Source organism: Embleya sp. L77 (assembly GCF_055557415.1).
This window is the reverse complement of the sequence record NZ_CM145709.1, coordinates 5,995,082-6,021,139: the sequence shown is the minus strand read 5'-3', so window position 1 is coordinate 6,021,139 and position 26,058 is coordinate 5,995,082. Positions and strand designations below refer to the sequence as shown.

At 69.8% G+C, this 26,058-nt stretch carries 27 protein-coding genes and 1 pseudogene; 16 read left to right on the top strand and 12 right to left on the bottom strand.

Features of this window, described 5'->3' with window-relative positions:
- The first annotated feature begins 128 nt into the window (after nucleotides 1-128).
- The 4 genes from ACZOOI_RS25710 (at nucleotide 129) to ACZOOI_RS25695 (ending at nucleotide 3,913) form a co-directional block, all read left to right on the top strand.
- Nucleotides 129-539, top strand: a complete 411-nt coding sequence (locus ACZOOI_RS25710) for a hypothetical protein (RefSeq protein ID WP_391587855.1) — start codon at nucleotides 129-131, stop codon at nucleotides 537-539.
- 13 nt (nucleotides 540-552) lie between these two features.
- Nucleotides 553-1,437: a hypothetical protein gene (locus tag ACZOOI_RS25705; protein ID WP_465278052.1), complete on the top strand. Its 885-nt coding sequence runs from the start codon at nucleotides 553-555 to the stop codon at nucleotides 1,435-1,437.
- A 139-nt stretch (nucleotides 1,438-1,576) separates the two neighbouring features.
- Nucleotides 1,577-2,539 carry a MerR family transcriptional regulator gene (locus ACZOOI_RS25700; protein ID WP_465278051.1) on the top strand — a complete coding sequence of 321 codons (963 nt, stop codon included), beginning with the start codon at nucleotides 1,577-1,579 and terminating at the stop codon, nucleotides 2,537-2,539.
- Nucleotides 2,540-2,767: 228 nt separating this feature from the next.
- Nucleotides 2,768-3,913 (top strand): hypothetical protein, encoded by a 1,146-nt coding sequence (locus ACZOOI_RS25695; RefSeq protein ID WP_465278050.1) that lies wholly within the window; start codon nucleotides 2,768-2,770, stop codon nucleotides 3,911-3,913.
- A 65-nt stretch (nucleotides 3,914-3,978) separates the two neighbouring features.
- On the opposite strand, the gene ACZOOI_RS25690 is transcribed toward ACZOOI_RS25695, so the two are convergent.
- The 6 genes and pseudogenes from ACZOOI_RS25690 to ACZOOI_RS25665 form a co-directional block, all read right to left on the bottom strand.
- Complete coding sequence (locus ACZOOI_RS25690) at nucleotides 3,979-4,272, bottom strand: hypothetical protein (RefSeq protein WP_465278049.1); 294 nt, start codon at nucleotides 4,270-4,272, stop codon at nucleotides 3,979-3,981.
- 230 nt (nucleotides 4,273-4,502) lie between these two features.
- Entirely contained in the window at nucleotides 4,503-4,865 is a 363-nt protein-coding gene (locus ACZOOI_RS25685; protein WP_465281288.1) for a cupin domain-containing protein, read from the bottom strand.
- A 794-nt stretch (nucleotides 4,866-5,659) separates the two neighbouring features.
- Nucleotides 5,660-6,312, bottom strand: a pseudogene (locus tag ACZOOI_RS25680) (IS701 family transposase); the annotation flags it as partial.
- Nucleotides 6,313-6,462: 150 nt separating this feature from the next.
- Nucleotides 6,463-7,374 carry a phytanoyl-CoA dioxygenase family protein gene (locus ACZOOI_RS25675; protein WP_465278048.1) on the bottom strand — a complete coding sequence of 304 codons (912 nt, stop codon included), beginning with the start codon at nucleotides 7,372-7,374 and terminating at the stop codon, nucleotides 6,463-6,465.
- A 393-nt stretch (nucleotides 7,375-7,767) separates the two neighbouring features.
- Complete coding sequence (locus tag ACZOOI_RS25670; protein ID WP_465278047.1) at nucleotides 7,768-8,610, bottom strand: alpha/beta fold hydrolase; 843 nt, start codon at nucleotides 8,608-8,610, stop codon at nucleotides 7,768-7,770.
- Nucleotides 8,611-8,614: 4 nt separating this feature from the next.
- Nucleotides 8,615-9,232 carry a dihydrofolate reductase family protein gene (locus tag ACZOOI_RS25665; protein WP_465278046.1) on the bottom strand — a complete coding sequence of 206 codons (618 nt, stop codon included), beginning with the start codon at nucleotides 9,230-9,232 and terminating at the stop codon, nucleotides 8,615-8,617.
- A 149-nt stretch (nucleotides 9,233-9,381) separates the two neighbouring features.
- Between ACZOOI_RS25665 and ACZOOI_RS25660 the strand changes: the two genes are divergently transcribed.
- Entirely contained in the window at nucleotides 9,382-9,585 is a 204-nt protein-coding gene (locus tag ACZOOI_RS25660; RefSeq protein WP_465278045.1) for a hypothetical protein, read from the top strand.
- Nucleotides 9,586-9,631: 46 nt separating this feature from the next.
- Here the strand turns inward: ACZOOI_RS25660 and ACZOOI_RS25655 are convergent, their stop codons facing one another.
- Complete coding sequence (locus ACZOOI_RS25655) at nucleotides 9,632-10,240, bottom strand: TetR/AcrR family transcriptional regulator (RefSeq protein WP_465278044.1); 609 nt, start codon at nucleotides 10,238-10,240, stop codon at nucleotides 9,632-9,634.
- Between the two features lie 251 nt (nucleotides 10,241-10,491).
- Here ACZOOI_RS25655 and ACZOOI_RS25650 point away from each other — a divergent pair, with 251 nt between their 5' ends.
- On the top strand, nucleotides 10,492-11,178 hold the full coding sequence (locus tag ACZOOI_RS25650) for an SDR family NAD(P)-dependent oxidoreductase (RefSeq protein ID WP_465278043.1): 687 nt from the start codon (nucleotides 10,492-10,494) through the stop codon (nucleotides 11,176-11,178).
- Nucleotides 11,179-11,242: 64 nt separating this feature from the next.
- Here ACZOOI_RS25650 and ACZOOI_RS25645 read toward each other — a convergent pair whose 3' ends face one another.
- From ACZOOI_RS25645 to ACZOOI_RS25635, 3 genes are all read right to left on the bottom strand, one after another.
- Nucleotides 11,243-11,440: a DUF397 domain-containing protein gene (locus ACZOOI_RS25645; RefSeq protein ID WP_465278042.1), complete on the bottom strand. Its 198-nt coding sequence runs from the start codon at nucleotides 11,438-11,440 to the stop codon at nucleotides 11,243-11,245.
- A 113-nt stretch (nucleotides 11,441-11,553) separates the two neighbouring features.
- A complete protein-coding gene (locus tag ACZOOI_RS25640; protein ID WP_465278041.1) occupies nucleotides 11,554-11,748 on the bottom strand; it encodes a DUF397 domain-containing protein in 195 nt (64 codons plus the stop codon).
- On the bottom strand, nucleotides 11,745-12,056 hold the full coding sequence (locus tag ACZOOI_RS25635) for a Scr1 family TA system antitoxin-like transcriptional regulator (protein ID WP_465278040.1): 312 nt from the start codon (nucleotides 12,054-12,056) through the stop codon (nucleotides 11,745-11,747). Before ACZOOI_RS25635 ends, ACZOOI_RS25640 begins: the two co-directional genes overlap by 4 nt.
- A gap of 50 nt (nucleotides 12,057-12,106) precedes the next feature.
- Between ACZOOI_RS25635 and ACZOOI_RS25630 the strand changes: the two genes are divergently transcribed.
- Complete coding sequence (locus ACZOOI_RS25630) at nucleotides 12,107-12,820, top strand: HNH endonuclease family protein (RefSeq protein ID WP_465281287.1); 714 nt, start codon at nucleotides 12,107-12,109, stop codon at nucleotides 12,818-12,820.
- A 267-nt stretch (nucleotides 12,821-13,087) separates the two neighbouring features.
- On the opposite strand, the gene ACZOOI_RS25625 is transcribed toward ACZOOI_RS25630, so the two are convergent.
- The gene (locus ACZOOI_RS25625) at nucleotides 13,088-13,639 is read right to left on the bottom strand and encodes a GbsR/MarR family transcriptional regulator (protein WP_465278039.1); all 552 of its coding nucleotides are present in this window, start codon (nucleotides 13,637-13,639) and stop codon (nucleotides 13,088-13,090) included.
- 104 nt (nucleotides 13,640-13,743) lie between these two features.
- Here ACZOOI_RS25625 and ACZOOI_RS25620 point away from each other — a divergent pair, with 104 nt between their 5' ends.
- Both ACZOOI_RS25620 and ACZOOI_RS25615 read left to right on the top strand, forming a co-directional pair.
- A complete protein-coding gene (locus tag ACZOOI_RS25620) occupies nucleotides 13,744-14,658 on the top strand; it encodes an ABC transporter ATP-binding protein (protein WP_465278038.1) in 915 nt (304 codons plus the stop codon).
- The gene (locus ACZOOI_RS25615) at nucleotides 14,655-16,301 is read left to right on the top strand and encodes an ABC transporter permease (RefSeq protein WP_465278037.1); all 1,647 of its coding nucleotides are present in this window, start codon (nucleotides 14,655-14,657) and stop codon (nucleotides 16,299-16,301) included. The genes ACZOOI_RS25620 and ACZOOI_RS25615 overlap by 4 nt, the downstream gene beginning before the upstream one ends.
- 290 nt (nucleotides 16,302-16,591) lie before the next feature.
- Here ACZOOI_RS25615 and ACZOOI_RS25610 read toward each other — a convergent pair whose 3' ends face one another.
- The gene (locus ACZOOI_RS25610) at nucleotides 16,592-18,025 is read right to left on the bottom strand and encodes a sugar porter family MFS transporter (RefSeq protein ID WP_465278036.1); all 1,434 of its coding nucleotides are present in this window, start codon (nucleotides 18,023-18,025) and stop codon (nucleotides 16,592-16,594) included.
- Between the two features lie 193 nt (nucleotides 18,026-18,218).
- Here ACZOOI_RS25610 and ACZOOI_RS25605 point away from each other — a divergent pair, with 193 nt between their 5' ends.
- From ACZOOI_RS25605 to ACZOOI_RS25575, 7 genes are all read left to right on the top strand, one after another.
- Complete coding sequence (locus ACZOOI_RS25605; RefSeq protein ID WP_465278035.1) at nucleotides 18,219-18,731, top strand: VanZ family protein; 513 nt, start codon at nucleotides 18,219-18,221, stop codon at nucleotides 18,729-18,731.
- A gap of 135 nt (nucleotides 18,732-18,866) precedes the next feature.
- On the top strand, nucleotides 18,867-20,078 hold the full coding sequence (locus ACZOOI_RS25600) for an ROK family transcriptional regulator (RefSeq protein ID WP_465278034.1): 1,212 nt from the start codon (nucleotides 18,867-18,869) through the stop codon (nucleotides 20,076-20,078).
- A gap of 235 nt (nucleotides 20,079-20,313) precedes the next feature.
- Nucleotides 20,314-21,600 (top strand): ABC transporter substrate-binding protein, encoded by a 1,287-nt coding sequence (locus ACZOOI_RS25595; protein ID WP_465281286.1) that lies wholly within the window; start codon nucleotides 20,314-20,316, stop codon nucleotides 21,598-21,600.
- Between the two features lie 4 nt (nucleotides 21,601-21,604).
- Nucleotides 21,605-22,570 carry a carbohydrate ABC transporter permease gene (locus tag ACZOOI_RS25590; protein ID WP_465278033.1) on the top strand — a complete coding sequence of 322 codons (966 nt, stop codon included), beginning with the start codon at nucleotides 21,605-21,607 and terminating at the stop codon, nucleotides 22,568-22,570.
- A gap of 88 nt (nucleotides 22,571-22,658) precedes the next feature.
- Nucleotides 22,659-23,564 (top strand): carbohydrate ABC transporter permease, encoded by a 906-nt coding sequence (locus ACZOOI_RS25585; protein ID WP_465278032.1) that lies wholly within the window; start codon nucleotides 22,659-22,661, stop codon nucleotides 23,562-23,564.
- Entirely contained in the window at nucleotides 23,561-24,859 is a 1,299-nt protein-coding gene (locus ACZOOI_RS25580; protein WP_465278031.1) for a 6-phospho-beta-glucosidase, read from the top strand. Before ACZOOI_RS25585 ends, ACZOOI_RS25580 begins: the two co-directional genes overlap by 4 nt.
- On the top strand, nucleotides 24,847-25,884 hold the full coding sequence (locus ACZOOI_RS25575; RefSeq protein ID WP_465278030.1) for an N-acetylglucosamine kinase: 1,038 nt from the start codon (nucleotides 24,847-24,849) through the stop codon (nucleotides 25,882-25,884). The genes ACZOOI_RS25580 and ACZOOI_RS25575 overlap by 13 nt, the downstream gene beginning before the upstream one ends.
- Nucleotides 25,885-26,058: the final 174 nt, after the last annotated feature.

Here is a 26,058-nt window from a genome sequence, read left to right as displayed (position 1 = left end):
CGGACAGCCACGGCGACAGGAGGATCGGATCGCTTCGGGGGAACGGCGGCGTCGGTGACGTTGTCGCGAGGCATCACCTTCCCTCCACGGGCACGAGCCCGTACCCAAGCAGAGAAGAGATGAGACTCATGGCGAAGAACCGAGCACGCCGCCGCGCGCTCCTGGCGGTTGCGGCCGCGGGCATCGGCGCGTCCACCCTGGCTGTCGCGCCCGGTGTCGCGAGCGCAACGCCCGGTGGGTACTGCGGAACGTACAAGGCCGGGCTGAGCAGCCAGCCGACCAACGTCAAGACCGTGTTCACCAAGCAGCCGCCCGGCTGCAACGACTTCAACCTGACGTGGGTGGACCACTCGGCGTCCTACGGCGCGGCCTACTGGGACAGTTGGGGCAACCCGCACATGTCCAACACCCGGGCCCAGTGGCACAACGCGAACTCGAACTGGTGCCAGCCGATCATGACCAACGTGTCGACCGGCACGAACATGATCGTCATCAGTGGTGACGGCGGCGCCGGGTACAACGTCCACGTCAACCTGTAGGCGTCCCGCGCACATGCCGACCCACCTCCTGCGCAGGGGGCTCCGGTTGGTCGGAGCGGCCGCGGCTCTGGGCTTGCTCGGCGCCTGCGGTCCGTCCGGCGCCGACGGCCCGTCGGCCGACCCGACCTTCTCCCCCGACGCCGTCATCGGCGTCCAAGCGCTGCACAGCCTCTTCCCCGCCAGTTCCGCCCAGTTCAACGACGGCGTGCGGTACACCCGGCTGCGGCAGGCCCTGCAGTCGACGGCCCTCGCACGCTGCATGACCGAGGCGGGCTTCACGCCGGACCCGGCCTCCGGGTACGACGTGCTGATGACCGTCAACACCGTCGACTTCCCCGACCTGGACCGGATCGCCGCCACGAAGGCGTTCGTGCCGCCGATATCCATCGACTTTCCCGGCAAGGCGGAGGACCCCCTGCGAACGGCGGCCCGCGACAGGTGCCGGCCGGTCGCCACCGCCCTGTTCAAGGTGCCGGGGACGTCCACCGACCTGGCCGACCAGTGGTGGTCGGGCATGCGCACGATCCAGGCCTCCTCGGAAGTACGGGCCACCCTGCCCGGGTTCCGCGACTGCATGGTCGAAGCCGGCGCGCCCGCCGAGCAGATACCCGTGACGTCCTCACTCGACGCGTTCGGAAAATTCCTGGCCTGGGAGGACGGGATGAACACCCACGCCGCCTCCCCCGCCGCGATCACCGAGAACAACGAGCGCTGGGCACCGGTCTTCGCCGAGTGCGCACGGCCGGTGATGGCCGTCCTGGAACCGCTGGCCCTGGAGAGCCAGAAGGTTTTCCTCCGAAGGAACGGCAAGCGGATCGAGCAATTGGTCAGCCGGTCGGACGCCGAGGTGAAGGCGGCGCAGCGCACCTACGGCGCTCAGGCCCCGCTCTCCGGCTGACCGGGCGTCCCTGGTGGGGTGGCACGTCTCGTTGCTCGCCGTCGACAACCCGATACTGCTCTACGACTGCCGAGAAGGGGTCGCGATTCGGGGTACGCCGCTTGAGTCTCCAGTGGCTTGAGACAGGAGGGTGGGGGGCATGGACGGTGCGACTCTCTACTCGATCGGGGAGCTTTCCCGGCGGACCGGCTTGTCGGTCACGACGATTCGGTTCTACTCCGATTCGGGCGTGGTGGTACCGACCGACCGAACTCCCGCCGGATATCGGCTCTACGACCTCGACGCCCTGCTGCGACTGGAACTCGTCCGCACGTTGCGCGAGTTGGGCATGGATCTCGCCACGGTACGGCAGGTGCTGAACCGCGAACGCGCGGTGGCGGACGTCGCCGCGGCGCATGCCGACGCGGTGGATGTGCAGATTCGCATCCTGCAACTGCGTCGGAGTGTCCTGCGAGTCGTGGCCACGCGCGGGTCCAGTCCCGAGGAGACCAATCTCATGCACCGACTCACGCACTTGTCGGGCGACGAACGCCGCCGCCTGATCGACGATTTCCTGAACGACACGTTCGGCACGGGGGCGGTGGGCGCCGACCCGGTGGTCGAGGCGATGGTCCGCTCCGCCACGCCCGACCTCCCCGACGACCCCTCCCCCGAACAGGTCGCCGCATGGGTGGAGATCGCCGAACTGGTCGGCGACGCGGACTTCCAGGCCCGGATGCGGCGGGCGGCCCCCTACCAGGCAGGCCGAAGCACGCTCGACATCGAAACCGAGGCCGGCGACGAATTGATGGAATTCACCCGCCGAAAGGTCGCCGAGGCCAGGGAGGCGGGCATCGACCCGGCCGGCGAACAGGCCGCACCCGTCGTCGACGACCTGGTACGCCGATTCGCCGAGGCTCTCGGCCGAACCCCCGACCACGCCTTCCGCACCTGGCTGGCCCGGCAGTTCGAGCCCGCCCAGGACCCCTTGGTGAACCGCTACTGGCGGCTCGTATGGATCGTCAGGGGTTGGCAACTGATCCCGGCCCTGCTCCCGATCCATCCATGGCTCATCGAGGCCCTGCACAGCAGCCGCGCACCGCAAAGCAGCCACGACGCGTGACCACCCCCGGCCGGCCCGACCTCGTCGTGGACGGGCCGGCCGGGGCCGTCACGGCTGCGCGCCGCGATGCACCCGGCCCGCTGCGACGCGAACCCGAGCGAGGCGGCGCACGCCGTGCGTCGGGTTGCGACCGAGGCGTGACGGGCGTGTGCTGGAAGAGCGGTCACCCGTGCCCTTCGACGGCCGGCTCCTCGGCTGCGGGGCGCTCGCGCGAAAGGTAGCCCGGCCATGGTCCAGCAGTGCTTCACGCCTTCGCAGGCAGGCGTCCACATCCGCCTCACGCAGGTGTTCGGGCGAATCGCCGAGTGGTTCATCAGGCAGGAGTACTGCCTGGCCAAAGGCGGATGCAGCGAATTCCTCACGCTGCCCGGTGGGCCGCAGACGGACTTCTTCGACGAGAACGCCGGCACCACCCGCTGCCGCTACCTCGCCGCCTTCCTGAAGTTCCACCACCCTGCGCTGGACGAGATCTTCGTGGCGCAGACGTGCGAGATCCGCAAGCGCGATGACGACGACGAAGGGGAGAAGTTCCCGGTACCGGACATCATCACGCACGATCCGGCCGCCGGACGGCGGGAGTTCTACGAGGTGAAGCCGAACTCCCAGTCGAGCAAGAGCAAGGGCCGGGTCAAACTGAATGCCTTCCAGGCCATGGTGGACTTCCTGCGCACCACCTCGGTGCCGACCATGAAGTACGACCGCGGCACACTCTTCGACCCGGACCGGAGCATCCTCCTGTGGGACGGCACCTGGTTCGGCTCGCCGGTGCAGGTCTTCTTCCACTTCTTCCGCGAAGAGGAAGGGCTGCTCGTCTACGAGGTCTGCGTGAAGGTCACCGGCCAACTCCTGGCCGAGGTCTTCGTCAAAGCACTCATCAAGTTGGCCGTGCTCGCGGTACTGAGCCTGTTCGTCCCGGTCGCGGGCGGCGTCGTCGTTCTGGCCGAGAACTCGCCGCTGGAAGACAGCGTCGGCAACGGAGGCGGCAACGGCACTCAGGACACGCGCTACGTCCAGGCGCTGCTCAACGACTGGCGTGGCAACAACGGCCGCAGCCTCATCGGTCTCGACGGCCTGGTCGGCAACGAGACGATCGGTGCCATCACCGACTTCCAGACCACGGTGACCCACATCGTCGACGGCCGCGTCGACGTCGGCGGGGCGGCGATGACCGCCCTGGAACAGGCCCACGTCGACCACGCCTTGGTCGGGGCCGACCGTACCGAGATGGACCAGGTCGGCACGGACGGGCTCACCGCGTACATCCTCAAGCCGGACCCCGACGGCCTCGCCGAAGGCCACGTCGAGACCGACCTCGTCACCGCGGCCGGCCAAGCGGTGGCCCAGTACTTCACCGAACTCCACGCCGAAGCATGAGCCCCCGGCGCGGCCGTGGAGCACTGCACCTGCCAAGGCCGTTGCGACGTCTCAGCTGCGACATCTCAGCTCAGGAGGCCGACCGCGCCGGCCAACGCTGCCGCCGATCCGCAGGTAAGCATCAACCAGCCGCACCCGCGAAGAAAGAAATCGAAGCCCTCCGGGGTCTGGGCGGTGCCGCTCATATCGAGTGTCATCGAACTCGTCCGCCGCCATCTCTCGACGGTTCGGCTTCGCCAACCTCCCACGTCGAACGCGATACGCACGCCGAACGCCCCACCCACAACGCCGAAAAGCAGCACAAAGATCGCGCCCGCCAGAGCCGGGTCGTCCGATGCCATCACAGCCGAATCGATCACACCGGCCACAATGCCACACCGGTCCCCCGTCTCCCCCATCGATATGACGCTGCATCAGGAACAGTGCCGAGGAGGGCATCCGGCAACCGCGTGGCCCCTCGACAGCGCACGCTGCACATTGCAAGCCCGGCGGCCGGAGCGACGTGGCCGGCGGTTTCGGTCCTCGTCAGCGCTGCTCGCCGAGGTCCTCCCCTTCCAAGCCATCGCGCGTTCGGTGCCTGCGGGGTGGCCTATCGCTTGGCGTAGTCGCCGAAGCCGGCCCAGTCGAGCACCACGCACGGCTCGTCACCGACGACCCACGCGTCGTGTCCGGGTGGGCAGACCATCAGGTCTCCGGCTCCGAACTCCATCTCCTCACCGTCGTCCATGACGATGTGCATCCGTCCGGAGAGCGTCAAGCCGACGTGCGACGCCTGGCAACTGTCGGTCCCGGCGATCGGCTTCACGTGCTCCGACCAACGCCAGCCCGGTTCGAACGTGCCCCGACCCACCGGAATGGCATTCAGGGAAACGAGATCGACCTTGCCCTTGTCCGCTTCGAACGGACGTGTTTCCTCGGGCGCTTCGAAATTCTTACGGACGAGACCAGTCATGGTCTCCTCCTCCACTCGGGAGGCATCCATCGCGGCCGAGCGTCGAACCATCAACCGCCGACGCCTCGCAGATATGTGAAATCTCCCCCGCACCCCCAACGCTACGTCCCTCCGGAGAACCAGGCGACCTTTCCACGGGCGGAACGGCCAGATGGCGGCGCCGTGGAGAGGAAGCATCGATCCTGGGCACGCCCAGGATCGTCGCACGAAACACGATCATCTCGAGCAGGGAACCGAGCGCGCTCGTCCGCACCTGGTCGGGCACTTCACGGAGTAGGCCGACACATGTGCCGGGCGAGACAACAAAGACCCCTCGCCCGGTGTCCTTGCCGTCCGGTCAGCGCTGGGCAGCTGCGGAGTGGCACGGGAGACCGGCGGCTTGCCCTACAGGCCGTCCCGCAAAGCACCAGGAGTCCCGGGGTACCTCACTCGCCGGTTTCGCCATCAATGAGCTCACGGGCGATGTAGAAAGGACCGACATGGCGGGCGTACGCCCGGAGCAGATGGGATCCGGCCGAGTGAGGGCTTGTCGGGCGCCTTGAAGCGGTTCCCGAGGCGTTCCCTTTGTCACTCGAGACGGCGGCCGCCGCAAGCAATTTCGCAGTGGACACCTCCGTTTGGCAGGCGGCCATATCCTGCACGGCGGAGATGTCGGCGGCGACCGTCCAGTCCTCGGCGTCTCCAGCGCGGGCAGGGAGTCGGCGGGGGCGGACCACGAGGGTGATGAAGAAGCGTTGGATCTCGTTGCAGGTCAGCCGCACGAGGCCGTCCGGCGCGAGGTGGTGTGAGTGTTCATCAGCGCCGAACCTCCGGGCGCCAGTGGTGACTTCGTGCGAGCGGGCCATCGTGAGGACGTAGCCGGTGCCGCGTTCCTCCAGCGTGGCGCGCAGGTTCGGGTTGCCGCCGTAGACCTGCCCGCGACCCAAGGTGCCCGGTGGCCGTCCAGGAACGGGTGACCATGCGGGCGGCCAGTTCCGGTTTGGTGGCAAAGGCGGTCTCCTCGCCGAGTCCGGCGGCACGGTAGCGGTCGGGGTCGGTGGTCCAGGAACGCGGAACGTACAGTTCCCGGTCTACCGCGGCGTGCCCGCGCCGTCCCGCGTAGACCAGGTAAACGGCAACCTGGGCATTTTCGATTCTGCCTGCGGTGCCGGTGTACTGGCGCTGGACGCCGGTGCCTTCTTGACGTCGCCGGTCTCGTCGACCACCAGCACCGCCCGTTCGTCGTGCGGGTGCTCCACCACGTAGTCCCGTAGGTCGTCGCGGACGGCATCGGCATCCCACTTGGCCCGGCTGAGCAGGTGCTGCATGGCGTCCGGGGTGGACTCTCCGGTCCACTCGGCGATCGTCCAGCAGCTTTCGTGGCACGTCTGACAGGAGCCCGAGCACCAGCCGCCGCTCGGCGCCGCGGCTCCACCCGGGCGAAGCGGCCCGCGATTCGGCCTGTCAGGACCTCGAAGGACTCCCGACAACGAGCGGGGTCCGCGCTGTGACCTGCGGTCACCGTGTGATGTTCAGTCTTCACACGCCGATGATCAACGGTGGCTGCCGTGGGCTCCGCACCTGCCCCATCGTCAAGACCACGCGATGAGGCAGGGGGTCAGCAAGGCCGGCGCCAAGGCATGAGATCGAGTCCGGGATACCGCAGCGCCATGCCGGCGAGCGTCTCCGGGGTCCAGTAGGAATGTCCTGGCGGAGGAAACCCGAATGCCTGGAGTTGGCGCGGTGTGGCCCGCTCGACGAATGTGGACCAGTCCTCCTGGACCGCGGAGTAGGCCCAGCCCCGGCGCTGACCCCACTGGGCTGCGGCGGAGCGGAAGTTCAGGTGCATGGTGAAGCGGGCACCGCGCGGCGCGGTCATGGCTGTTCCGCGATGGATGGTGCCGATCTCGAAGGCGACCACTGTCCCGGCAGGACCGGCTGCGGACACCTCCGCTTCGTACAGCTGCGGGCTTCCCCCGGCGTCCTGGAAGCGGTTCTTGCTTTCGAGGCCGGGCCGCAGATACCGGGTGGGCACGGCGGGGAGGTCGGCCGTGTGCTTCCGCGAGACAAGGTGCGCCGGGCCGAGCTCCTCGGGCACGTCCGCCAGGTATACGAACATCTCCAGCTGGCGGAAGCCGGGCGCGGTGCTGGGCACCAGAAGGGTATGGCCCGGATAGTCGCGGTGCAGGTCCTGGTCGTAGTCGCAGGCGCCGACGTACTTCGCCCAGGCTTCCGCCCCGGAGATCTGGATGTCGTCTTCCAGCAGCGTCTCGGCGAGTGCCAGGATCCGGTGGTGCACGGCCAGCAGACTGATCTCCACGCCGGCGAACGGGAAGTAGTCGATCCCGGCGAACTGGTCGCCGATGAAACGCTCGCGTCGCGCATCGGTCGCGTCGTGGAACCCCTCGGCGGACGGGAAGAGCAGATCCAGTTCACCCGCCGCGGGCTTCAGCTCATCGGGCGGGATGAAACCAGGGAGGATTACGAAGCCGTCTTCACGCCACGCCTGCGCCGCTACTGTGAGGTCCATCGGGCCAGGATGATTACGGCGAGTGCCGCAGACAACCTGTTTTCCGGCATGAAATCCGCCTGTGGGGCGAACAGTTGGCCAATCCGGACCCGAGCTGAAACCACCGTGGCGCGAAGCCCGACGGGCTGACAGGCAGCAAGATCACCATTTACAGCTGGAGTGCTAGACCTTGTTCAAGGTCTGTCCCGTAGGTGGTGGCAGGTCTGATTCCGGGTGACTCGCGCGAAACCCGCATCGCGGGCGGCCCGGCCTCGGTCCTTGCAGAGTTGCCGGGCCTCGTCGACGAATGGCGACAGGCAGGAGCGGGGCCTGGGCCGCCTGCCCGGCCGTATCCGGCCTCCGGCCTCCACTGCTGCTGCGTGCAGGGCGCACCCGCGCGGCGTTCGCCGTCCTCTAGCCGAGGGTGAGCATCGCCTCGGTGACCTCGTCGATCGCGGCTTCGGGGATCGCGGTGGCGGCCTTGTCGAGGACGAGCAGCCGTGCGCCGGGGATTTCGCGCGCGATCGCCTCGCCGTTGCCGACGGGGAAGAACGGGTCGCGGCGGCCGTGGACGACGAGGGTGGGGACCTCGATCTCGGGCAGGCGCTCGCGCCAGCGGGGTTTGCAGTCGAGCCCGGCAAACACCATGCCCATCTGGTTGGCCATCTGGACCGGTGGTGCGGTGCCGGGCGTGCGGTCCCAGATGCGCGCGGCGATTGCGCGCGCGGCGACGGGGTCGTTGCCGAGGATCTCCGCGCCGGCGGCGGCGAATTCCGCAACCGCCTCGCGGTCGCTCCAATCGGGCATCGGACGCGCGAACAACCGGCTCATCGTCGCCTGGTCGTGGTCGAGGAGGTCGTCGTCGGGCGGGCCGGGGGCAACCGCGCGGGTGCCGACCAGGGTGAGCGCCGAGAACGCGCCCGGATGGTCGAGCACGGCCACCTGGGCGACCATCCCGCCGACGCCGATTCCCGCGAGGTGCGCAGGTCCCCCGCCGAGCGCACCGGCAAGGGCCGCCGCGTCGGCAGCGAGGCTGCGCAGGGTGTAGGCGGGCGCCTGTGGGTCCGTCGTGGTCGACTCCCCGCTGTCGCGCAGGTCGTAGCGCACCACACGGCGCCCGCCGGCGGCGAGGCGCTCGCACAGCGCGTCGGGCCAGGAAAGCATCGTCGTCCCGCCCGCGAGCAGGACGAGTGGCGCGTCTTCGTCGCCGAACGACTCGATGCCCAAGGCGATGTCATTGGCGTTGACAGTGGTCATCGGATCACCCGGAGACGTCGTAGGTCAGGTGGGTCGCGGTCGATGTCGAGATCACGCTCCGCTGCACCAGCGTGCGCGGCACTCCGCCGGTGAACAGTGGTGTCCCGGCGCCCAGCACGACGGGCGCCAGGTGCAGCGTCAGCGCGTCGACCAGCCCGGCGTCGAACGCCGAGCCGATCGTGGCGCCGCCGCCCATGAGGACGACATCGAGGTCCTTGCCGCCGGCCGACGACGCCGCCTCGGCCCGCTTGCACGCGGCGGTGACGGCGTCGGGCAGACCGGTGGTGACGAACGTCCAGTCGAGGTCGGATGTCCGCACCGACTCCGGCGGCGAGCTCGTCACCACGACGAACGCGGGCCTGCCGACCTCGCCGGCGCCGTAACCGCACGTGTCGTCCCAGCCGTCCGGCCCGTCGACCAAGTCGAAGAGCCGGCGGCCGAGGACGACGGCGCCCGAACGGCCGGTCCCCTCGCGCAGGACCCGGCGGTCGTCGGGGTCGTCGGAGAACGCCCACGTGTGCAGGGCCTCGCCGCCGGTACCCAGACCGTTGTCCGGGCCGGGGTCGGGCCCGGTGACGAAGCCGTCGAGAGAGACCGAGATGTCGGCGATGATTCGAGTCATACCAAGGCAGACCCGATCCGCCGCCCAAACTCATCGCTCAAGCGTGAAGCGGGTGACGGAGGCGAACTCGATGTCCGCTGCCACCGGACGGCCCCGGTGCGGTGGCGGTGGCAGTGGCCCCGAGCATCGGGGGGCGGATAGCGGCCGCGATGTCGGTAGCGAAGGTGGACAGCGCGGTGGAGCGGCCCTGCTCGGGCAAGGGCGACGACGCCATAGCCGTCGGCGACATCGCCCAGGGCGCCGGGATCACCCGCGGCGCCCTGCTTCGCAGGAGTCCCGCCCGCGGGAAGTTCCGGAAGGCATCAGCCACTTGCGAACACATCTGGCTGCTCGGCGCCGGCCTGACCACTTGAGACATCCGGCATGGACGTGACGCGGTAACGGCCGTCGAATGCCCGCTCAGGAGAGCGGCCAGTTGCGCAGGGCGGCGTCGGCCATCTCCTGGAGTTCGTCGCGGCCGATACCGCTCGCGGCTTGTACGGCGATGCCGAATGCCAAGGTGGTGACGTAGCGGGCCAGGAGGCCCGGATCGGTTCCCGGGGGCAGGTCGCCGTCTTCGACGGCTCGCTGGAACCGCTCCCGGATGCAGGAGCAGCCGTTGTTACGCCACGCGACGAGTAGTTCACGGACCTCTCGCCCCGACTCACCGGCGGCCAGTGCGCCCTGGACGCCCAGACACCCGTGAGGGTGAGCCGGACGGGTGGTGGTACGCACGGTGCCGGCCAGGATCGCGGTGGCGACGTCGAGGGCGGTCGGCTCCTCCAGGGCCCGGGCCAGGTAGGCGCTCGGGCCCTCGGTGTAGCGCTCCAGAGCCTTGCGGAACAGCTTCTCCTTGTTGCCGAAGGCCGCGTACATGCTGGTGGTGGAGATACCCATCGCGTCGGTCAGGGTGGCCAGGCTGGCCCCCTCGTAGCCGTGCTCCCAGAAGACCAGCATGGCGCGCTCGAGTGCTTCGTCGACGTCGAACCCTCGCGGCCGGCCGATCGCGCCGTTCTGTTTCGTCTCCACCCCGGCAGCCTACCTCTTCCGCAATGATCGCTACAGAAGTGCTACGTTCGACTTCCGCATCGATCGATGCGGAAGTCGAAGGGGCGGCCCACCTCCGCAACGGACGCTTCGCGCACATGACCGCCCTGCACGACACCGGCGAACTTCTCCGGCAGCCGACCGGCTGACCTCCGGGATCAGCGCCTGCGACTCGAAGAACAGTCCGAACATCACTCATGGCCGGCTCGGGCCACAGAACTCGTGAGGTATGTATGACCACCACCTTGATCACCGGGGCCAATAAGGGCATCGGCTTCGAGACGGCCAGACAGCTTCTGGCATTGGGCCACGTTGTCTACATAGGCGCCCGTGACGTCGAGCGAGGCGAGAAGGCCGCGGCGGCACTCGGCGCACGATTCGTGCAACTCGACGTGACCGACGACGCATCGGTGCGCAGCGCGATGGCGACGATCGACTCGGCCGAGGGCCGACTCGACGTCCTGGTGAACAACGCGGGCATCCTGGGGCACGGGGCAACCGACGGTCCCACGGCTCTCCGGGCCTTCGACACCAACGCGGTGGGAATCGTGCGCGTCACGGAGGCGGCACTTCCCCTGCTGCGCAAATCCCCGAACCCGACCGTGGTCACCGTGTCGAGCAGTGCCGGGTCCTTCTGGGCAGTGACCAACCCGGACCGGCCCGAGTTCCACTTGCCGCTGGCGCTTTACTCTGCGTCCAAGGCCGCCGCCACCATGCTCACGGTCCAGTACGCCAAGTCCCAGCCGGGCATCAAGTTCAACGCGGTCGAGCCCGGCACCACCGCGACCGACCTGACCGCAGCATTCGGAATCGGAAGGGCGCCGGAGGAGAGCGCCAGGGTCGTCGTGCGGCTCGCAACTCTCGACGCGGACGGTCCGACAGGAACCTTCCAGGACGAAAACGGGGAAGTGCCCTGGTAACCCTGCGGGAAGGGTCGGAGGGAAGCCCGCCTGGGCTTCCCCCCGACTCGACGTGTCGACCGAATCAGCGCTTGAGCGCTTCCGTCAGCCGGGCCCAGGAGTGGTTGGGGACATCGAAGTTGCCGACGATGAGGTCCTTGCTGTCCCGCACGGCCACGGCCGTGGCGGTCGGGGCGGTCTCGACGCAGTCACCGTCGTTGTGGCTGTACGAACTCTTCCTCCAGGCGAGGCAGACCTCAGGCTGAGCGTGCCGCAGACTCATGTCAGACCCTTCTGATCGTGGCCGCCAGTTCGCGGCCATCCTCCCGGTTCAGCGCATGCCCGACCGCTCCCGGTTGCGCCGAAGGACGGCCCCGATGCCACTCGGTAAGCGAATCAGCGCTTGAGCGCTTCCGTCAGCCGGGCCCAGGAGTGGTTGGGGACATCGAAGTTGCCGACGATGAGGTCCTTGCTGTCCCGCACGGCGACAGCCGTGGCGGTCGGGGCGGTCTCGACGCAGTCATCGTTTCCGGCGCTGAACGTGCTCTTCCGCCACGCCAGAGAGGCTTTGGTGTCGGTAGCCAGATTCATGAAGTGTCCTTCTTGATGACTGTGACCAGTGCACGGATATCTTCCAAGCTCAGGGCGCGCCTGCACAGGGAAGTGAACAACCTCTCAAAGCGCCGCACTTCGCGAGGCTCGTTCATGAACGTACTTCCCGCCCCGCTCTGACCGAACACGATGTCGGGCTGCCCACCGGCCGGCCACCACGATGTCGCACGCGTCCTCCGCGGAGCGCCGCGCGGAGCGCCCCGTGGCGGAGCTGCCGGCAAATGCCCGCCCAGGACCACTCTTTCGAGTGGCACAACTGCGCCGTTGTCGATCTCGCTCGGGCACATCGCTACAACAGGAGCGGACCTGTCACGGCGACTCTGGGGCAAACGCGATGATGCACACGGGAATCACGGTGGGACGTCGGACGGCCTCGCTGCTGGTGGCGGCAACGAGCGTGGGCGCACTGCTGTTCGCGCCGGTGACGAACGCGGCGGGGGCACCCGTCCGGCCCGCGCAGACGACGGGCACGACGGAAGCCGGCGTGCGGATTCCGCTCCGGGACGCGATCGCGGGTCTGCGGGTGGCCGACGAGGATCGGTCCGGCTACGACCGGGACGCGTTCCGGCACTGGGTCGACGCGGACCGGGACGGGTGTTCGACGCGCGCCGAGGTACTCATCGAGGAGGCCGTCAGCCCGCCCGAGATCGGCGCCAAGTGCGCACTCGCCGGCGGTCGTTGGTACTCGTACTACGAGGACGCCTACGTCGACGGCGCCTCCGGCCTGGACATCGACCACATGGTGCCGTTGGCCGAGGCGTGGGACTCGGGCGCGTCCGGATGGACGTCCAAGGAGCGTGAGCAGTACGCGAACGATCTCGACCAGCCTCGGGCGCTGGTCGCGGTGACCGCCAAGTACAACCGCTCGAAGGCCGATCAGGATCCGGGCACTTGGCTGCCGCCGTACGAGGGGGCGCGGTGTGCGTACCTGACGGACTGGGTGACGGTGAAGACGAAGTACGACCTGACGGTGGACGCCACCGAACTCGGCACGCTCGAGCGGCTGGGCGCGCAGTGCCCCAACGTGCCGATCTCGCCCGGGACGCGATAGGGCCTCGGCGGCCCGGTCCTGATGCTGTCCGACCTGCGACTCGGGTGGCCTCAAACGCCGGCCGGGCTGAAGTCGGCGGATTCGTCCTCGCGCCGCCGGCCGGCCTGCGGCCCGCTTTGTCTCAACGCCGGCCGGGCTGAAAGTCGGCCTACTTTGCCTCCAGGTGCCGGAGACGCCTAAGTCGGCCGACCTTCCCCCCATAGCCCGACGGGCCGAACTTGCTGCCGTGCTCCCGAGGCCCGGACCGGCGCGGTAACCGAGCGGTCGTCAGCGTTCCCGGTTGCGCCAGCGTTCCATGATTCCGACGAACTCCGCCTGGAGGAAGGCGAAGAACTCGGCTGATTCCTGGGCCCGGATGCCTGCCGGGGTGGTCGGGCCGAGGGCCTGTGCGCCCTCGCGGAGGACGACCTCGAAGCGGGCCAGGAGTTTGTCGCGTTCGCTGTAGGTCTCGTACCAGAGTTCGTTGTGCAACCGGTAGCGGTCCCGGCGCGAGCCGGGTTCGCGTTCGCGGTGGACCATCCTGATCTGCGACAGGTAGGCGATCGCCGACGACACCGCGGCCGGACTGATCTGCAACGACTCGGCGAGTTCGGCGGAGGTCATGCTCGCCGAGTCGGCCGCGAGCAGCGCGACGAACACCCGTGCGGCCATCCGTTGCATGCCGGCGTCGGCCAACTCGCCCGCGAAGCGCTCGATGTACCGCGCGACCTCGGCCTCGTCGCGCACCGCCCCCTCGTCCCGCACGGACCCGGCGTCCCGCACCGACCCCGCGTCCCGCACCGGCCCGTCCTCTCCCGCCCGCCCGCCGTCGTCCCGCATTCGGGTCGTCACCTTCCGCTCAGCCCCTTCCCGGCACCCGCGATCCATGATTCTCGATCTTTCCAAACTTCACAACTTCCTGAACGAAGCGTATGTTCTGAAACATGAATACGGCGATCAGCGTCTCCGGTCTGCACAAGTCCTTCGGGCGCACCCACGCCCTCGACGGCCTCGACCTGCACGTCACGGTCGGCGAGGTACACGGCTTCCTCGGCCCCAACGGCGCCGGGAAGTCCACCACCATCCGCGTCCTGCTCGGCCTGATCCGCGCCGACCGCGGCGACGTCGCCCTCCTCGGCGGCGACCCGTGGCGCGACGCCGTCGCCCTGCATCGCCGGGTCGCCTACGTGCCCGGCGACGTCACGCTGTGGCGCAACCTCAGCGGCGGCGAGGTGATCGACCTGTACGGCCGGCTGCGCGGCGGCCTGGACCCGGCCCGGCGCGCCGACCTGCTGAACCGGTTCGAGCTCGACCCGACCAAGAAGGGCCGCGCCTACTCCAAGGGCAACCGGCAGAAGGTGGCCCTGGTCGCCGCGTTCGCCTCCGACGTGGACCTGCTGATCCTGGACGAGCCCACGTCCGGCCTGGACCCGCTGATGGAGGACGTGTTCCGGGACTGTGTGCGCGAGGAGCGCGAGCGCGGCCGGACCGTGCTGCTGTCCAGCCACATCCTGGCCGAGGTCGAGGCGCTGTGCGATCGGGTCAGCATCATCCGCGACGGCCGCACCGTCGAGTCGGGTTCGCTGGCCGACCTGCGGCACCTGAGCCGGACCACGGTGCGCGCCGAACTGCGCGGCCCGGGCGATGGCCTGGCCGAACTCCCGGGCGTGCACGACGTGGCGGCGAGCGAGGACCACGTCGTACTCCAGGTGGACAACGAACATCTGAACCCGGTGCTGAGCCGGCTCGCCGAGATCGGCGTACGCGGCCTGACCAGCAGCCCACCCACCCTGGAGGAGCTGTTCCTGCGGCACTACCGCGACCGGGACAGCGACGCCCCGCTGGTGGCCTCGCGATGACCGCCGCCGTCCTCCCGCTGCCGCGCGGCGGCTCCGCGCACCATCTGACCGGCACCGGCGCCCTGATCCGCCTCGCCCTGCGCCGCGACCGGGTGCTGATCCCGGTCTGGGTGCTGGTCGTGGCCGCCGCCGTGTCCGGCGTCGAACGCTCCCTGGAGAGCCTCTACGGCACCGGCGCCGAACGGGCGAAGCTCGCCGCCGACATGAACGCCAACGGCTCGCTCCGGGCCCTGTACGGCGCGGTCTTCGGCGACTCGTACGGAGCCCTCACCACATGGCGGATCGGCGGCTACGCCGCCCTGCTGGCCGGTCTGATGAGCCTGCTCATCGTGATCCGGCACTCCCGCGAGGAGGAGGAGACGGGCCGTCAGGAGGCGCTGTCCGCGGCGATGGTGGGCCGCCGGGCGCCGCTCACCTCGGCCCTGGCCACCGCCGCGCTGGCCGATGCGCTGCTCCTGGTGTCGTGCACGGCGATCCTGCTCGGCGCGGGCCAACCGGCGGCCGGCTCGCTCGCGTTCGGCCTCGCCGTCGCGCTGTCCGGGCTGATGTTCGGCGCCGTCGCCGCGGTCGCCGCGCAGCTCACCGAGAACGCCCGACTCGCCAAGGGCATCGCCGGCGCCGTCCTGGGCGCCGCCTTCGTGCTGCGCGCGTCCGGCGACGCGGCCCGGGAGGCGGCCTCGGCCGGCAGCCACCCGATGGTCTGGGTGTCGCCGCTGGGCTGGGCCGAGAACGTTCGGCCGTTCGCCGGCGACCGCTGGTGGGTGCTGCTCCTGCCGGTCGGCCTGATCGCCGGGTGCGTCGCGCTCGCGTACACCCTCGCGGGTCGGCGCGACCTGGGCGCCGGCTTCGTGCGACCACGCCCGGGACCGGCTCACGCGCCCGCGTCGCTGGCCGGCGCGTACGGCCTGGCCTGGCGTCTGCAACGCGGCACGCTGCTTGCCTGGGCGGTCGGCTTCGCGTTCGCCGGCGCGGTGTTCGGCGGCATCGCCGACGGCGCGCAGGACATCGTCGGCGACAACACCGGGACCCGCGACCTGATCCGCCGCATGGGCGGCCATGTCGCGCTGACCGACGCGTTCCTGTCCACGCTGGTGGGCATGCTCGGCCTGGTCTGCGTGGTGTTCACCGCCGGTTCCGTACTGCGGCTGCGCGACGAGGAGACGAACGGCCGGGCCGAACCGCTGCTGGCGAACACCGTCGGCCGGTTGCGCTGGGCGGGCGGGCACCTGGTGATCGCGTACGCCGGCCCGGTGCTGATCCTGGCTGCGGGCGGTCTCGCGATGGGCCTGTCGTACGGGATCACCGTCGGCGACGTGTCCGGCGAACTGCCGCGCATCCTGCTCGCCGCACTCGCCCAGCTCCCGGCCGTGTGGGTGCTGACCGGGCTCGCCGTACTGGTCGTCGGTGCGTTGCCGCGGCTGAGCGCGGCGGTGTGGGGGCTGGTCGGGTTGGTGATCGCGCTCGGCTGGCTGGGGCCGGTGTTCGAGCTGCCGCAGGCGGTGCTGGACGTGTCTCCGTTCGGCCACCTGCCGAAGCTGCCCGGCGCCGACGTCACGGCCACGCCGTACGTGTGGCTGCTCGCCCTGGCACTCGCGCTGCCGGCGGCGGGCCTGAGCACGCTCCGCAGGCGCGACCTGGACTGACTCCGACTCCGGGACACGACACCGGGACGCGACGCCGGGGCCGGCCCCGGACCCGAACCCGGGCCGCCGGCACGCCTGGACCGACACTGACCCCGGACCGGCACCAGTCCGAACCCGCATCGCACCTGGACCGGCACCAGCCCCGAACCCGCATCGCACCCGAACCGGCACCAGCCCCGACCCGGCGTCACACCCGAACCAACCCCGCCCCGTACCGACATCGCACCCCGCCGGCCGAGCCCCACCCGAGCCCGGCCGCCGCGGCCGGATTCAGCCCATCTCCCCCAGCGTCAGCCCATCTCCTCCAGCGTCTTGCCCTTCGTCTCCTTGACGAACTTGAGCACGAACGGGATGGACAACACCGCGAAGCACGCGTACATCACGTACGTCGCCGACAGGTTCCAGTCCGACAGGGTCGGGAACGTCACGGTGATCACCCAGTTGGCGATCCACTGCGCGGACGCGGCCACGCCCAGGGCCGCGGCGCGGATCCTGTTCGGGAACATCTCACCGAGGAAGACCCACACCACCACGCCCCACGACAGCGCGAAGAACAACACGAACGAGTGGGCCGCGATCAGCGCCACGGCGCCCTCGGTGTCCGGGAGCTTGATGTTCTTGCCCTTGCCGGTCCGGGCGGAGAAGGCCCACGCGACCAGGCCGAGCGAGATCGCCATGCCGGTGGATCCGACCAGCGCGAGCGGCCTGCGGCCCACCCGGTCGACCAGCGACATCGCGATGATCGTGCCGATGATGTTGATGATCGACGTGGTGAACGAGTACAGGAACGAGCTGTTCGGATCGATGCCCACCGACTGCCACAACGACGCCGAGTAATAGAAGATCACGTTGATGCCGACGAGCTGCTGGAACACCGAGAGTCCGATGCCGATCCACACGATCGGCAGGAACAGGAACCCGCCGCCGCCCAGCAGGTCCCGGAACGTGGACTTGTGCTCGCGGCGCATCGCCTCCTTGATCTCGGCGACGCGCGCGTCCAGGTCGACGTGGTCGCTCTCCACCTCGGCGAGCACCTTCTTGGCCTGATCCACCCGGCCGATCGAGATCAGATAGCGCGGTGACTCGGGGATGGTGAAGGTGAACAGGCCGTACAGCACGGCCGGGATCACCATCACGCCCAGCATCACCTGCCACGCCTCCAGGCCGAAGAGCAGCTTGCCGCGCTGGTCGTCGTCGGCGAGGTTGAGGATGCCCCAGTTGACCAGCTGCGAGACCGCGATGCCGGTGACGATCGCGGCCTGCTGGAACGAGCCCAGCCGACCGCGGTAGGCGGGCGGGGCGACCTCGGCGATGTAGGCCGGGCCGATCACCGAGGCCATCCCGATCGCCATCCCGCCGAGCACCCGCCACATGGCCAGATCCCACAGCGCGAACGGCAGCGCCGAGCCGACCGCGCTGACCGCGAACAAAACGGCGGCGATCTGCATCACCCGGATCCGGCCGATCCGGTCGGCGATCCGCCCGGCGATCGCCGCGCCGATCGCGCAGCCGACCAGCGCTGCGGCCACGACTTGGGCGAGCAGGCTGGATCCGGGCTCGAACTTGCCCCGGATGCCCTCGACCGCGCCGTTGATCACCGAGCTGTCGTAGCCGAAGAGGAACCCGCCCATCGCAGCGGCGGCGGTGATGAAGATGACGTGGCCGAGGTGCTCCGTATAGGTGTCGCCACCCGTCTGTCCGGTCGTCGATGTGCTGCCGGCCAACGCCGCCTCCTGCGATCCGTGCACTCGTCCCGATCCGGCGCGGTGCGTGCGGTGCCGTGGTCCAAAGAACTCGCCGGACTCAAAGAGTTGCCCGAGATCACCGCGCTAACCATGCCCGTGCGCCCGGATGGCGCCCTGATCGCGCCCCTCCGGACACCCACGCGCCCCGCCGTTCGCCGGTACAGTCCGCCGAATGGGTGGGGTGTGGTCCCGGTGGGGAGCGGTGCTGGTCGCATGCGTCGCCGCCGCGCCGTTCGTAGTGCTGCTCGCCCTGCGCCGGCCGCGCGTCGCGGTCGTCGCGGGGATGGTGCTCGGCACCCTCCCGTGGGTGTGGATGGTGCTGACCCCGGTCGGTTCCGGCCACGCGCTCAGCCTGCTGCCGCTGCACGACCTCGCGGCCGTCCTCGGCGGCGATCCGGTGACCGCGACGATCCAGGTGGGCGGCAATCTCGCGGTGTTCGCGGCGCTCGGCTTCCTGCTGCCGTTCCACGCGCCGCGCTTCGCCGGTCGGTCCGGCGCGTGGCGGATCGCGGGCCTGGCCGCGGCCGGGTCGGTGGCGATCGAAATCGCCCAGTGGTTGCTTGCGATCGGGCGGGTGTCCTCGGTGGACGACGTGCTCCTGAACGCCTCCGGTGCGTTCATCGCGGCCGGGCTCCACGCCGGATGCCGGGCCGCCGCGCGGGCCACACATCCGCGCGCCGGCTGACCTCGGCGCCGATTCCCCTGCCCCGCAAGGCAAACGACCTTGGCGGACACCCTTGACAGTGCCGAGAGGGCGGGCCTAATTTCCTCTACAACTCTTAGGAAGGTTTCCTAACAGTGGCGAAGGGGAGAACCGCTCATGGCCGGAAGCACCGAGCGCGGCGCGGGAGCGTCCGGGCGGGAGCAGGCCGGGCGGCCGAGCCTTTTGCGGGCCATCAACGACCGGGCCGCGCTCGAACTCCTCTTGCGGCACGGGCGGCTGTCCCGGGGTCAGATCGGTTCGATGACGGGTTTGTCGAAGCCGACCGCCTCGCAGCTGCTCTCCCGCCTGGAGGCGGCCGGCCTGGTCGTCGGGGTCGGTACCACCGAGGGTGGCCGCGGACCCGGCGCCCAGTTGTACGAGATCAACCCGGCGGCCGGACACGTCGCGGGCCTGGACGTCACGCCCGCCCGGATCCGGGTGGCCATCGCCGATCTGACCGGACGGGTGGTGGGTGAACACGAACTGCCCACCCCACGCCGGGAAGCGGCCGATACGCCGGGCCGGATCCGGGATGCGGTACGCGCCGCGGCCAAGCCCGCCGGGCTCGACCTCGCCGACCTCGCGCACGTGGTGATCGGCATCCCGGGCGCGTTCGACCCGACCACCGAACAGTTCCGCTACGGCCGCCACCTCGCGGGCTGGCACTCCCCCGGCGTGCTGGACCTCGTCCGCGAGGAACTCGGCCTGACCGTGGACGTGGAGAACGACGTCAACCTGGCCGCGCTCGCCGAGCAGCGGGACGGATCCGCCCGCGACGGCGGCGACTTCGTCCTGTTGTGGGTGGACGAGGGCATCGGCTGCGCGATCGTGCTCGGCGGCCGACTGCACCGAGGTTCCACCGGTGGCGCGGGCGAGGTCGGCTACATGCCGATGCCCGGCGCCCCGCTGCCGCACGACGTCAGCCGCCGCAACACCGGCGGCTTCCAGCAACTCGCGGGCGCGCCCGCCGTGTTGTCCCTTGCCCGCGCCTACGGAGTGGGCAGTCGTACCGCGCCGCAGGCGGTCGCCCGAGCGGTGCGCGCGACCGAATCGCGCGGCGGAGCCTTCCTCGACGAGCTGGCCAACCGGCTGGCGGTGGGCCTCGCGGTGATCGTCTCGGTGCTCGATCCGGGACTCGTCGTGTTGTCGGGGGCCATCCCGATGGCCGGCGGCGAGGCGCTGCGCTCGCGCGTGGTCGACGAGTTGCACCGCCTCGCGATCCCGCGTCCGCGCGTCGTGCTCGGCGACGTACCGGCCAATCCCGTTCTCACCGGCGCCGTGCACGCGGCGCTCGACGTCGCCCGCGACGTCGTCTTCACCACGACCTGACGCATCCGCGCCCGACCCGGCACCGCACCCTCGTTCGCGACTCGGCACCGCACTCTCGCTGCGGCATGCCCGTTTGCCCGGTCGCGCGCTCTGTCGCCCGACCCGCACCACCGCAAGGCCCCCGGCGCCGCTCGTCCCGGCCGCGCCGTCGCCATCTCCGGAGGAGGACCCAGTGCACAGACTCCCACGGCTCCGTCGTTCCATCACGACCCTCGCGTGCGCCGCCACGCTCGCCATGCTGGCCTCCGCGTGCGCCGGCGACGACGGCGGCTCGGGGACCGGTGCCGACGAGGCGCCCGACAAGAAGGTCACCATCACCTTCTGGCACGGGTGGAGCGCCGAGAGCGAGGTCAAGGCGGTCGACGACCTGGTCGCCAAGTTCAACGCGAAGCACCCCAACATCAAGGTCAAGGTCGTCTCCAACGTCACCGACGACAAGATCACCCAGGGCATCCGCTCCGGCAAGGGCCCGGACGTGGTCTCCTCGTTCACCACCGACAACGTCGGCCAGTTCTGTACGTCGGGCTCGTGGACCGATCTGGCGCCGTGGCTGGCCAAGTCCAACATCGACCCGGCCGCGACGTTCCCCAAGCCGGTGCTGGACTACACCCAGTTCCAGGGCAAGCGGTGCGCGCTGCCGCTGCTCGCCGACTCCTACGGGCTGTACTACAACAAGGACATGTTCGCCGCCGCGGGCATCACCGCGCCGCCGAAGACGTTCAGCGAGCTGACCGAGACCGCCAAGAAGCTCAACCAGTTCAACGGCGACGGGACGTTCAAGGTCGCCGGCTTCCTGCCGACCTTCCACGCCTACGAGTTCTCCGCCGCGCACACGCTGGCCCAGTACGGTCCGACCTACCAGACGCCCGACGGCAAGTCGAACCTGTCCAAGGACCCGGTCGTCCCCCAGTTCTTCAACTGGCAGAAGCAATTCGTGGAGAGCCAGGGCGGGTTCGACAAGCTGGAGAAGTTCCGCACCACCTTCGGTGAGGAGTTCTCCGCGGAGAACCCGTTCATGAGCGGCAAGCTCGCGATGACCATGGACGGCGAATGGCGCACGGCGATGATCGCCCAGGACGCGCCGAATCTGAAATACGGCACCGCGCCGTTCCCGGTCCCGGACGACCAGGTCGACAAGTACGGCCGCAGCTACCTCACCGGAACCACCGTCGGCATCGCCAAGTCCAGCCACCACCAGGCCGCGGCTTGGGAGTTCGTCAAGTTCGTCACCACCGACACCGAGGCGCTGGTCGCCTTCTCGCAGGCGATCCACAACGTGCCCAGCACCAACGCCGCGCTGGCCGCGTCGCCGCTGGCGAACGACGAGCACTTCAAGCCGTTCATCGACGCCTTCAAGCACCCCGCCAGCAACACCACGCCCGCCAGCCCCAACGGCGGCAAGTACCAGGTCACCCTCTCCGAGTACGCCTACAAGTGGGAGGCCGGTCAAGGCGGCGACCTGACCAAGAGTCTGGCCGATCTGGACAAGCAGATCGACACCGACGTGGCCCAGGTCAAGTGATCCGATGACCACGACCGCCCCCGCGGCGGCGGAGGTCCCGGCGGCGCTGCGCAGGCAGCGCCGCCGGCGGAACCTGCGCACGCTCGCGTTCCTGTCCCCGTGGCTGATCGGCTTCTCGGTCTTCTTCGCGTATCCGCTCGGCGCGACCGTGTACTACTCGTTCACCCGCTACGACCTGATCAACGCCCCGGTCTGGGTGGGCATGCGCAACTGGAACTACGTGCTCAACGACTACCCGCCGCTGTGGCAGGCGTTGCGCAACACGCTGTGGCTGGTCGTGGTGATGGTCACCTTGCGGGTGATCTTCGGCCTGGGCCTGGGCATGTTGGCGATCCGGCTCAAGCGTGGCGGCGGGCTCTTCCGCACGCTGTCCTACCTGCCCTACCTGGCCCCGCCGGTGGCCGCCACGATCGGTTTCGCGTTCCTGCTCAACCCGGGCACCGGACCGGTCAACCACCTGCTCGGCAACGTCGGTATGCCGCAGCCGGGTTGGTTCAACGACCCGGACTGGTCCAAGCCGGCCCTGACCCTGCTCGCCCTGTGGGGCATCGGCGACCTGCTGGTGATCTTCACCGCGTCGCTGCTCGACGTGCCGCGCGAACAGTACGAGGCGGCCGAGTTGGACGGCGTCGGGCCATGGCAACGTTTTCGCTACGTGACCTGGCCGGCGATCACCCCGGTCGTGCTGTTCGCGGTGGTCACCGGCGTGATCCAGACCATGCAGTACTACACGCAGGCGATGGTGGCCGGGAAGGTCGCGAGCGGCATCATCGGCAACTCCGGCCAGTCGTTCGAACCGGGCTACCCGCAGGGCACCACGCTGACGCTGCCGCAACTGGTGTACGAGGAAGGCTTCTCCACCTTCAACACCGGCGCGGCGTGCGTGATCTCGCTGCTCCTGTTCGTGATCGCGATGGCGTTCACCTTCCTGCTGCTGCGTCGCCGCTCGGGCCTGCTCGACGACGACTGAGACGCCGCACACCATCACACCGGAGCCGGAATTCCCGCTCCGGCAGCCCGAGTTCGACGATCCACCGTGCCCAGAAGGGATCGGATCCATGGCCCAGACCGTCACGGCCGAGGCCGCCGGCATCGCGCCGCCGCTCGCGCCCGCCCGGACGCCGCCGCGCCCACAACGGCGCAAGCGCGTACTGACCTGGATCGGCGTGCACACGCTCGCCGTCACCGCCGTACTGTTCTTCATCCTGCCGTTCGTGTTCCTGTTCCTGACCTCGGTGATGAGCAACAAGCAGGCGCTGACCAGCGACCTGTGGCCCGCCTCGTGGGAGTGGGGCAACTACACCAAGGTGATGAAGACGCCGGGCTTCGGCACCTGGTGGCGCAACACGCTGATGTACGCCGGGCTCGGCACCCTGTTCACCGTCGTCTCCAGCCTGCCGGTGGCCTACGCGCTGGCCAAGTTCCGGTTCCGCTTCCGGGGCGTGGCGCTGATGCTGGTGATCTCCTCGATGATGTTGCCGCCGCAGGTGATCGTCATCCCGATGTACATCTTCTGGGCCAAGCAGATGCACCTGAGCGGGACGTTGTGGCCGCTGATCATCCCGATGGCCTTCGGCGACGCGTTCACCATCTTCCTGCTCCGCCAGTTCCTGCTCACCATCCCGTCCGAATACCTGGACGCGGCCCGGGTGGACGGGTGCGGCGAGTTGCGCATCCTGATCTCGATCGTGGTGCCGATGATCCGGCCGGCGATCGCGGCGGTGGCGCTGTTCCAGTTCTTCTATTGCTGGAACGACTACTTCGGTCCACAGGTGTATGCGTCCGAGAATCCGGGCGCGTGGACCCTCTCCTACGGCCTGGAATCGTTCAAGGGCGCACACCAGGTCAATTGGAATCTCATGATGGCCGCCACGCTTCTTGTGATGGCGCCGGTGATCCTCGTGTTCTTCTTCGCCCAGAAGGCGTTCATCGAGGGCGTGACTTTGACGGGAGTAAAGGGTTGAAGCTCGCGGTGGTGGGCGGTGGGTCCACTTACACGCCCGAACTGGCGGACGGCCTGGGCCGGTTGCACAAAACCTTGCCGGTCGACGAGCTCGTGCTCGTCGACCCGGTGATCGAACGACTCGAACCGGTCGGCGCGGTGGTGCGTCGCATCCTGGCCCGGTACGGCCACCCGGCCCGGGTGGTGCTGACCGACGACCTGGACACGGGGGTCGAGGACGCCGACGCGGTGCTCTTCCAGCTCCGGGTGGGCGGTCAGGAGGCCCGCGCACAGGACGAGGAATGGCCGTTGGACTGCGGCTGCGTGGGCCAGGAGACCACCGGCGCGGGCGGGCTGGCCAAGGCACTGCGTACCGTGCCGGTGGTGCTGGACGCGGCCGAACGGGTGCGCCGGGCCGCTCCGAACGCGTGGATCGTGGACTTCACCAACCCGGTCGGCATCGTCACCCGCGCCCTGCTGGACGCCGGTCACCGCGCGGTGGGGCTGTGCAACGTCGCGATCGGCTTCCAGCGCCGCTTCGCCGCAATGCTGGACGTGGCGCCGAACCGGGTGCGGCTCGACCATGTCGGACTCAACCACCTGACCTGGGAACGCGGGGTGCACGTCCTGGACGAGCACGGCGAGCCCGGTCCGGACCTGCTGCCGACGCTGCTGGCCGAGCACGGTCCGGCGATCGCCGCGGACATCGAGCTGCCGGTGGAACTGCTGCGCGCACAAAGCACCGTGCCGTCCTACTACCTGCGCTACTTCTACGCGCACGACGCGGTGGTCTCCGCACAGCGGCACACCGAGTCCCGAGCCCAGCAGGTGGCCGCGATCGAACGCGAACTGCTGGAGCTGTACGCGGATCCGACCCTGGACACCAAGCCGGAGCTGCTGGAACGCCGGGGCGGAGCCTACTACTCGGAGGCGGCGGTGGCCCTGGTGGCCGCGCTGCTGGGCACGGGCTCCGGGTCCGGGTCCGACGACGCCGAGCGCATCCAGGTCGCGGACGTGCGCAACAACGGCACGCTGCCGTTCCTGCCGGACGACGCGGTGATCGAGGTGCCGTCGCGGATCGACGCGAACGGCGCGACGCCACTGCCGGTGGCGCCGCTGGGGCCGCTGCACTCCGGGTTGATCGCGCATGTCGCCGCGTACGAGGAACTCGCGCTGGACGCCGCGCTGCGCGGAGGCCGCGATCGGGTGGTCACCGCGCTGCTCGCGCATCCGCTGGTCGGGCAGTACGACATCGCCGAGGCCCTCGCCGATCGACTGCTTGCGGCGGGCAAGGAGCACCTGCCGTGGGCCCGGTGACGGAGGGCGGGGCCGATTCCTCCGGTTCGGCCCCGGCCGTGCTCGCGATCGACGCGGGCAACTCCAAAACCGACGTCGCGGTGGTCGACGCGGACGGTCGGGTCTGGGGCCGCGGCCGGGGCGCGGGCTACGCGCCGTACCAACTCGGCCAGGACGCGGCGGTCGAGCGGATCGCCTCGCTGGTCGAGGAGGTGCTGCGGTCGGCCGCGGGGGCCGGACCGGTGGAGCACGTGGCGGCGTACCTGGCCAACATCGACCTGCCGGTCGAGGAGTTGCACCTGCGCAAGGACTTCGAGGATCGCGGCTGGGCCCGCACGGTCACCGTCGGCAACGACACCTTCGCGGTGCTGCGCTCGGGCACGGGCGCGCCACGCGGGGTCGCGGTGGTGTGCGGGGCCGGGATCAACTGCGTGGGCCTGCTGCCGGACGGCCGGACCGCGCGCTTCCCGGCGCTGGGGCGGATGACCGGCGACTGGGGCGGCGGCCTCGGCCTGATGGAGGAGGTGATGTGGTCGTCGGTCCGAGCCGAGGACGGTCGGGGTCCGGCAACCGCGTTGGCCGCCGCGACGGCCGGGCACTTCGGCCTGGATTCGGCGACCGCCGTGGCCGAGGCGGTGCATCTGGGCGAGTTGCCGTCCGAGCGGCTGCACGAGTTGGTACCGCTGCTCTTCCGGATCGCCGACGCCGGGGATCCGGTGGCGGGCGAGGTGGTCGAGCGGCAGGCCAAGGAGATCGCGGTGATGGCGGTGACCGCGCTGGGCCGACTCGATCTACTGGCGGAGGAAGCCGACGTCGTGCTGGGCGGCGGGGTCCTGGCAGCCCAGCCCCCGATGCTGATGGCAGCGGTCTCCCGCCTGATCCTGCACTCCGCGCCACGAGCGGTATTGCGGGTGGCCGTCGATCCACCGGTGGTGGGCGCGGCCCTGCTGGGCCTGGACCGCCTCCGCTCCGACGGCCGAGCACCCGAGGACCCCACGGGCAAGGCGGAGCACCTCCTGCGAACCAGCTGGGGGCGTACGGCCTGACCCCCAACACGGGTCGCCTGCGTACCGACGGGAGACGGCCGGCGCGGCGCGAAGCATCGCCCGCGCGCTCGGCGAGGCTCACAGCCGAACCCGACCGGCGTCGCGTGGGCGGGGAGGTACCGGCAACCACCGCAACCTCACCGCCCACCGACCGCCACCCCAGGCTTCACCCCC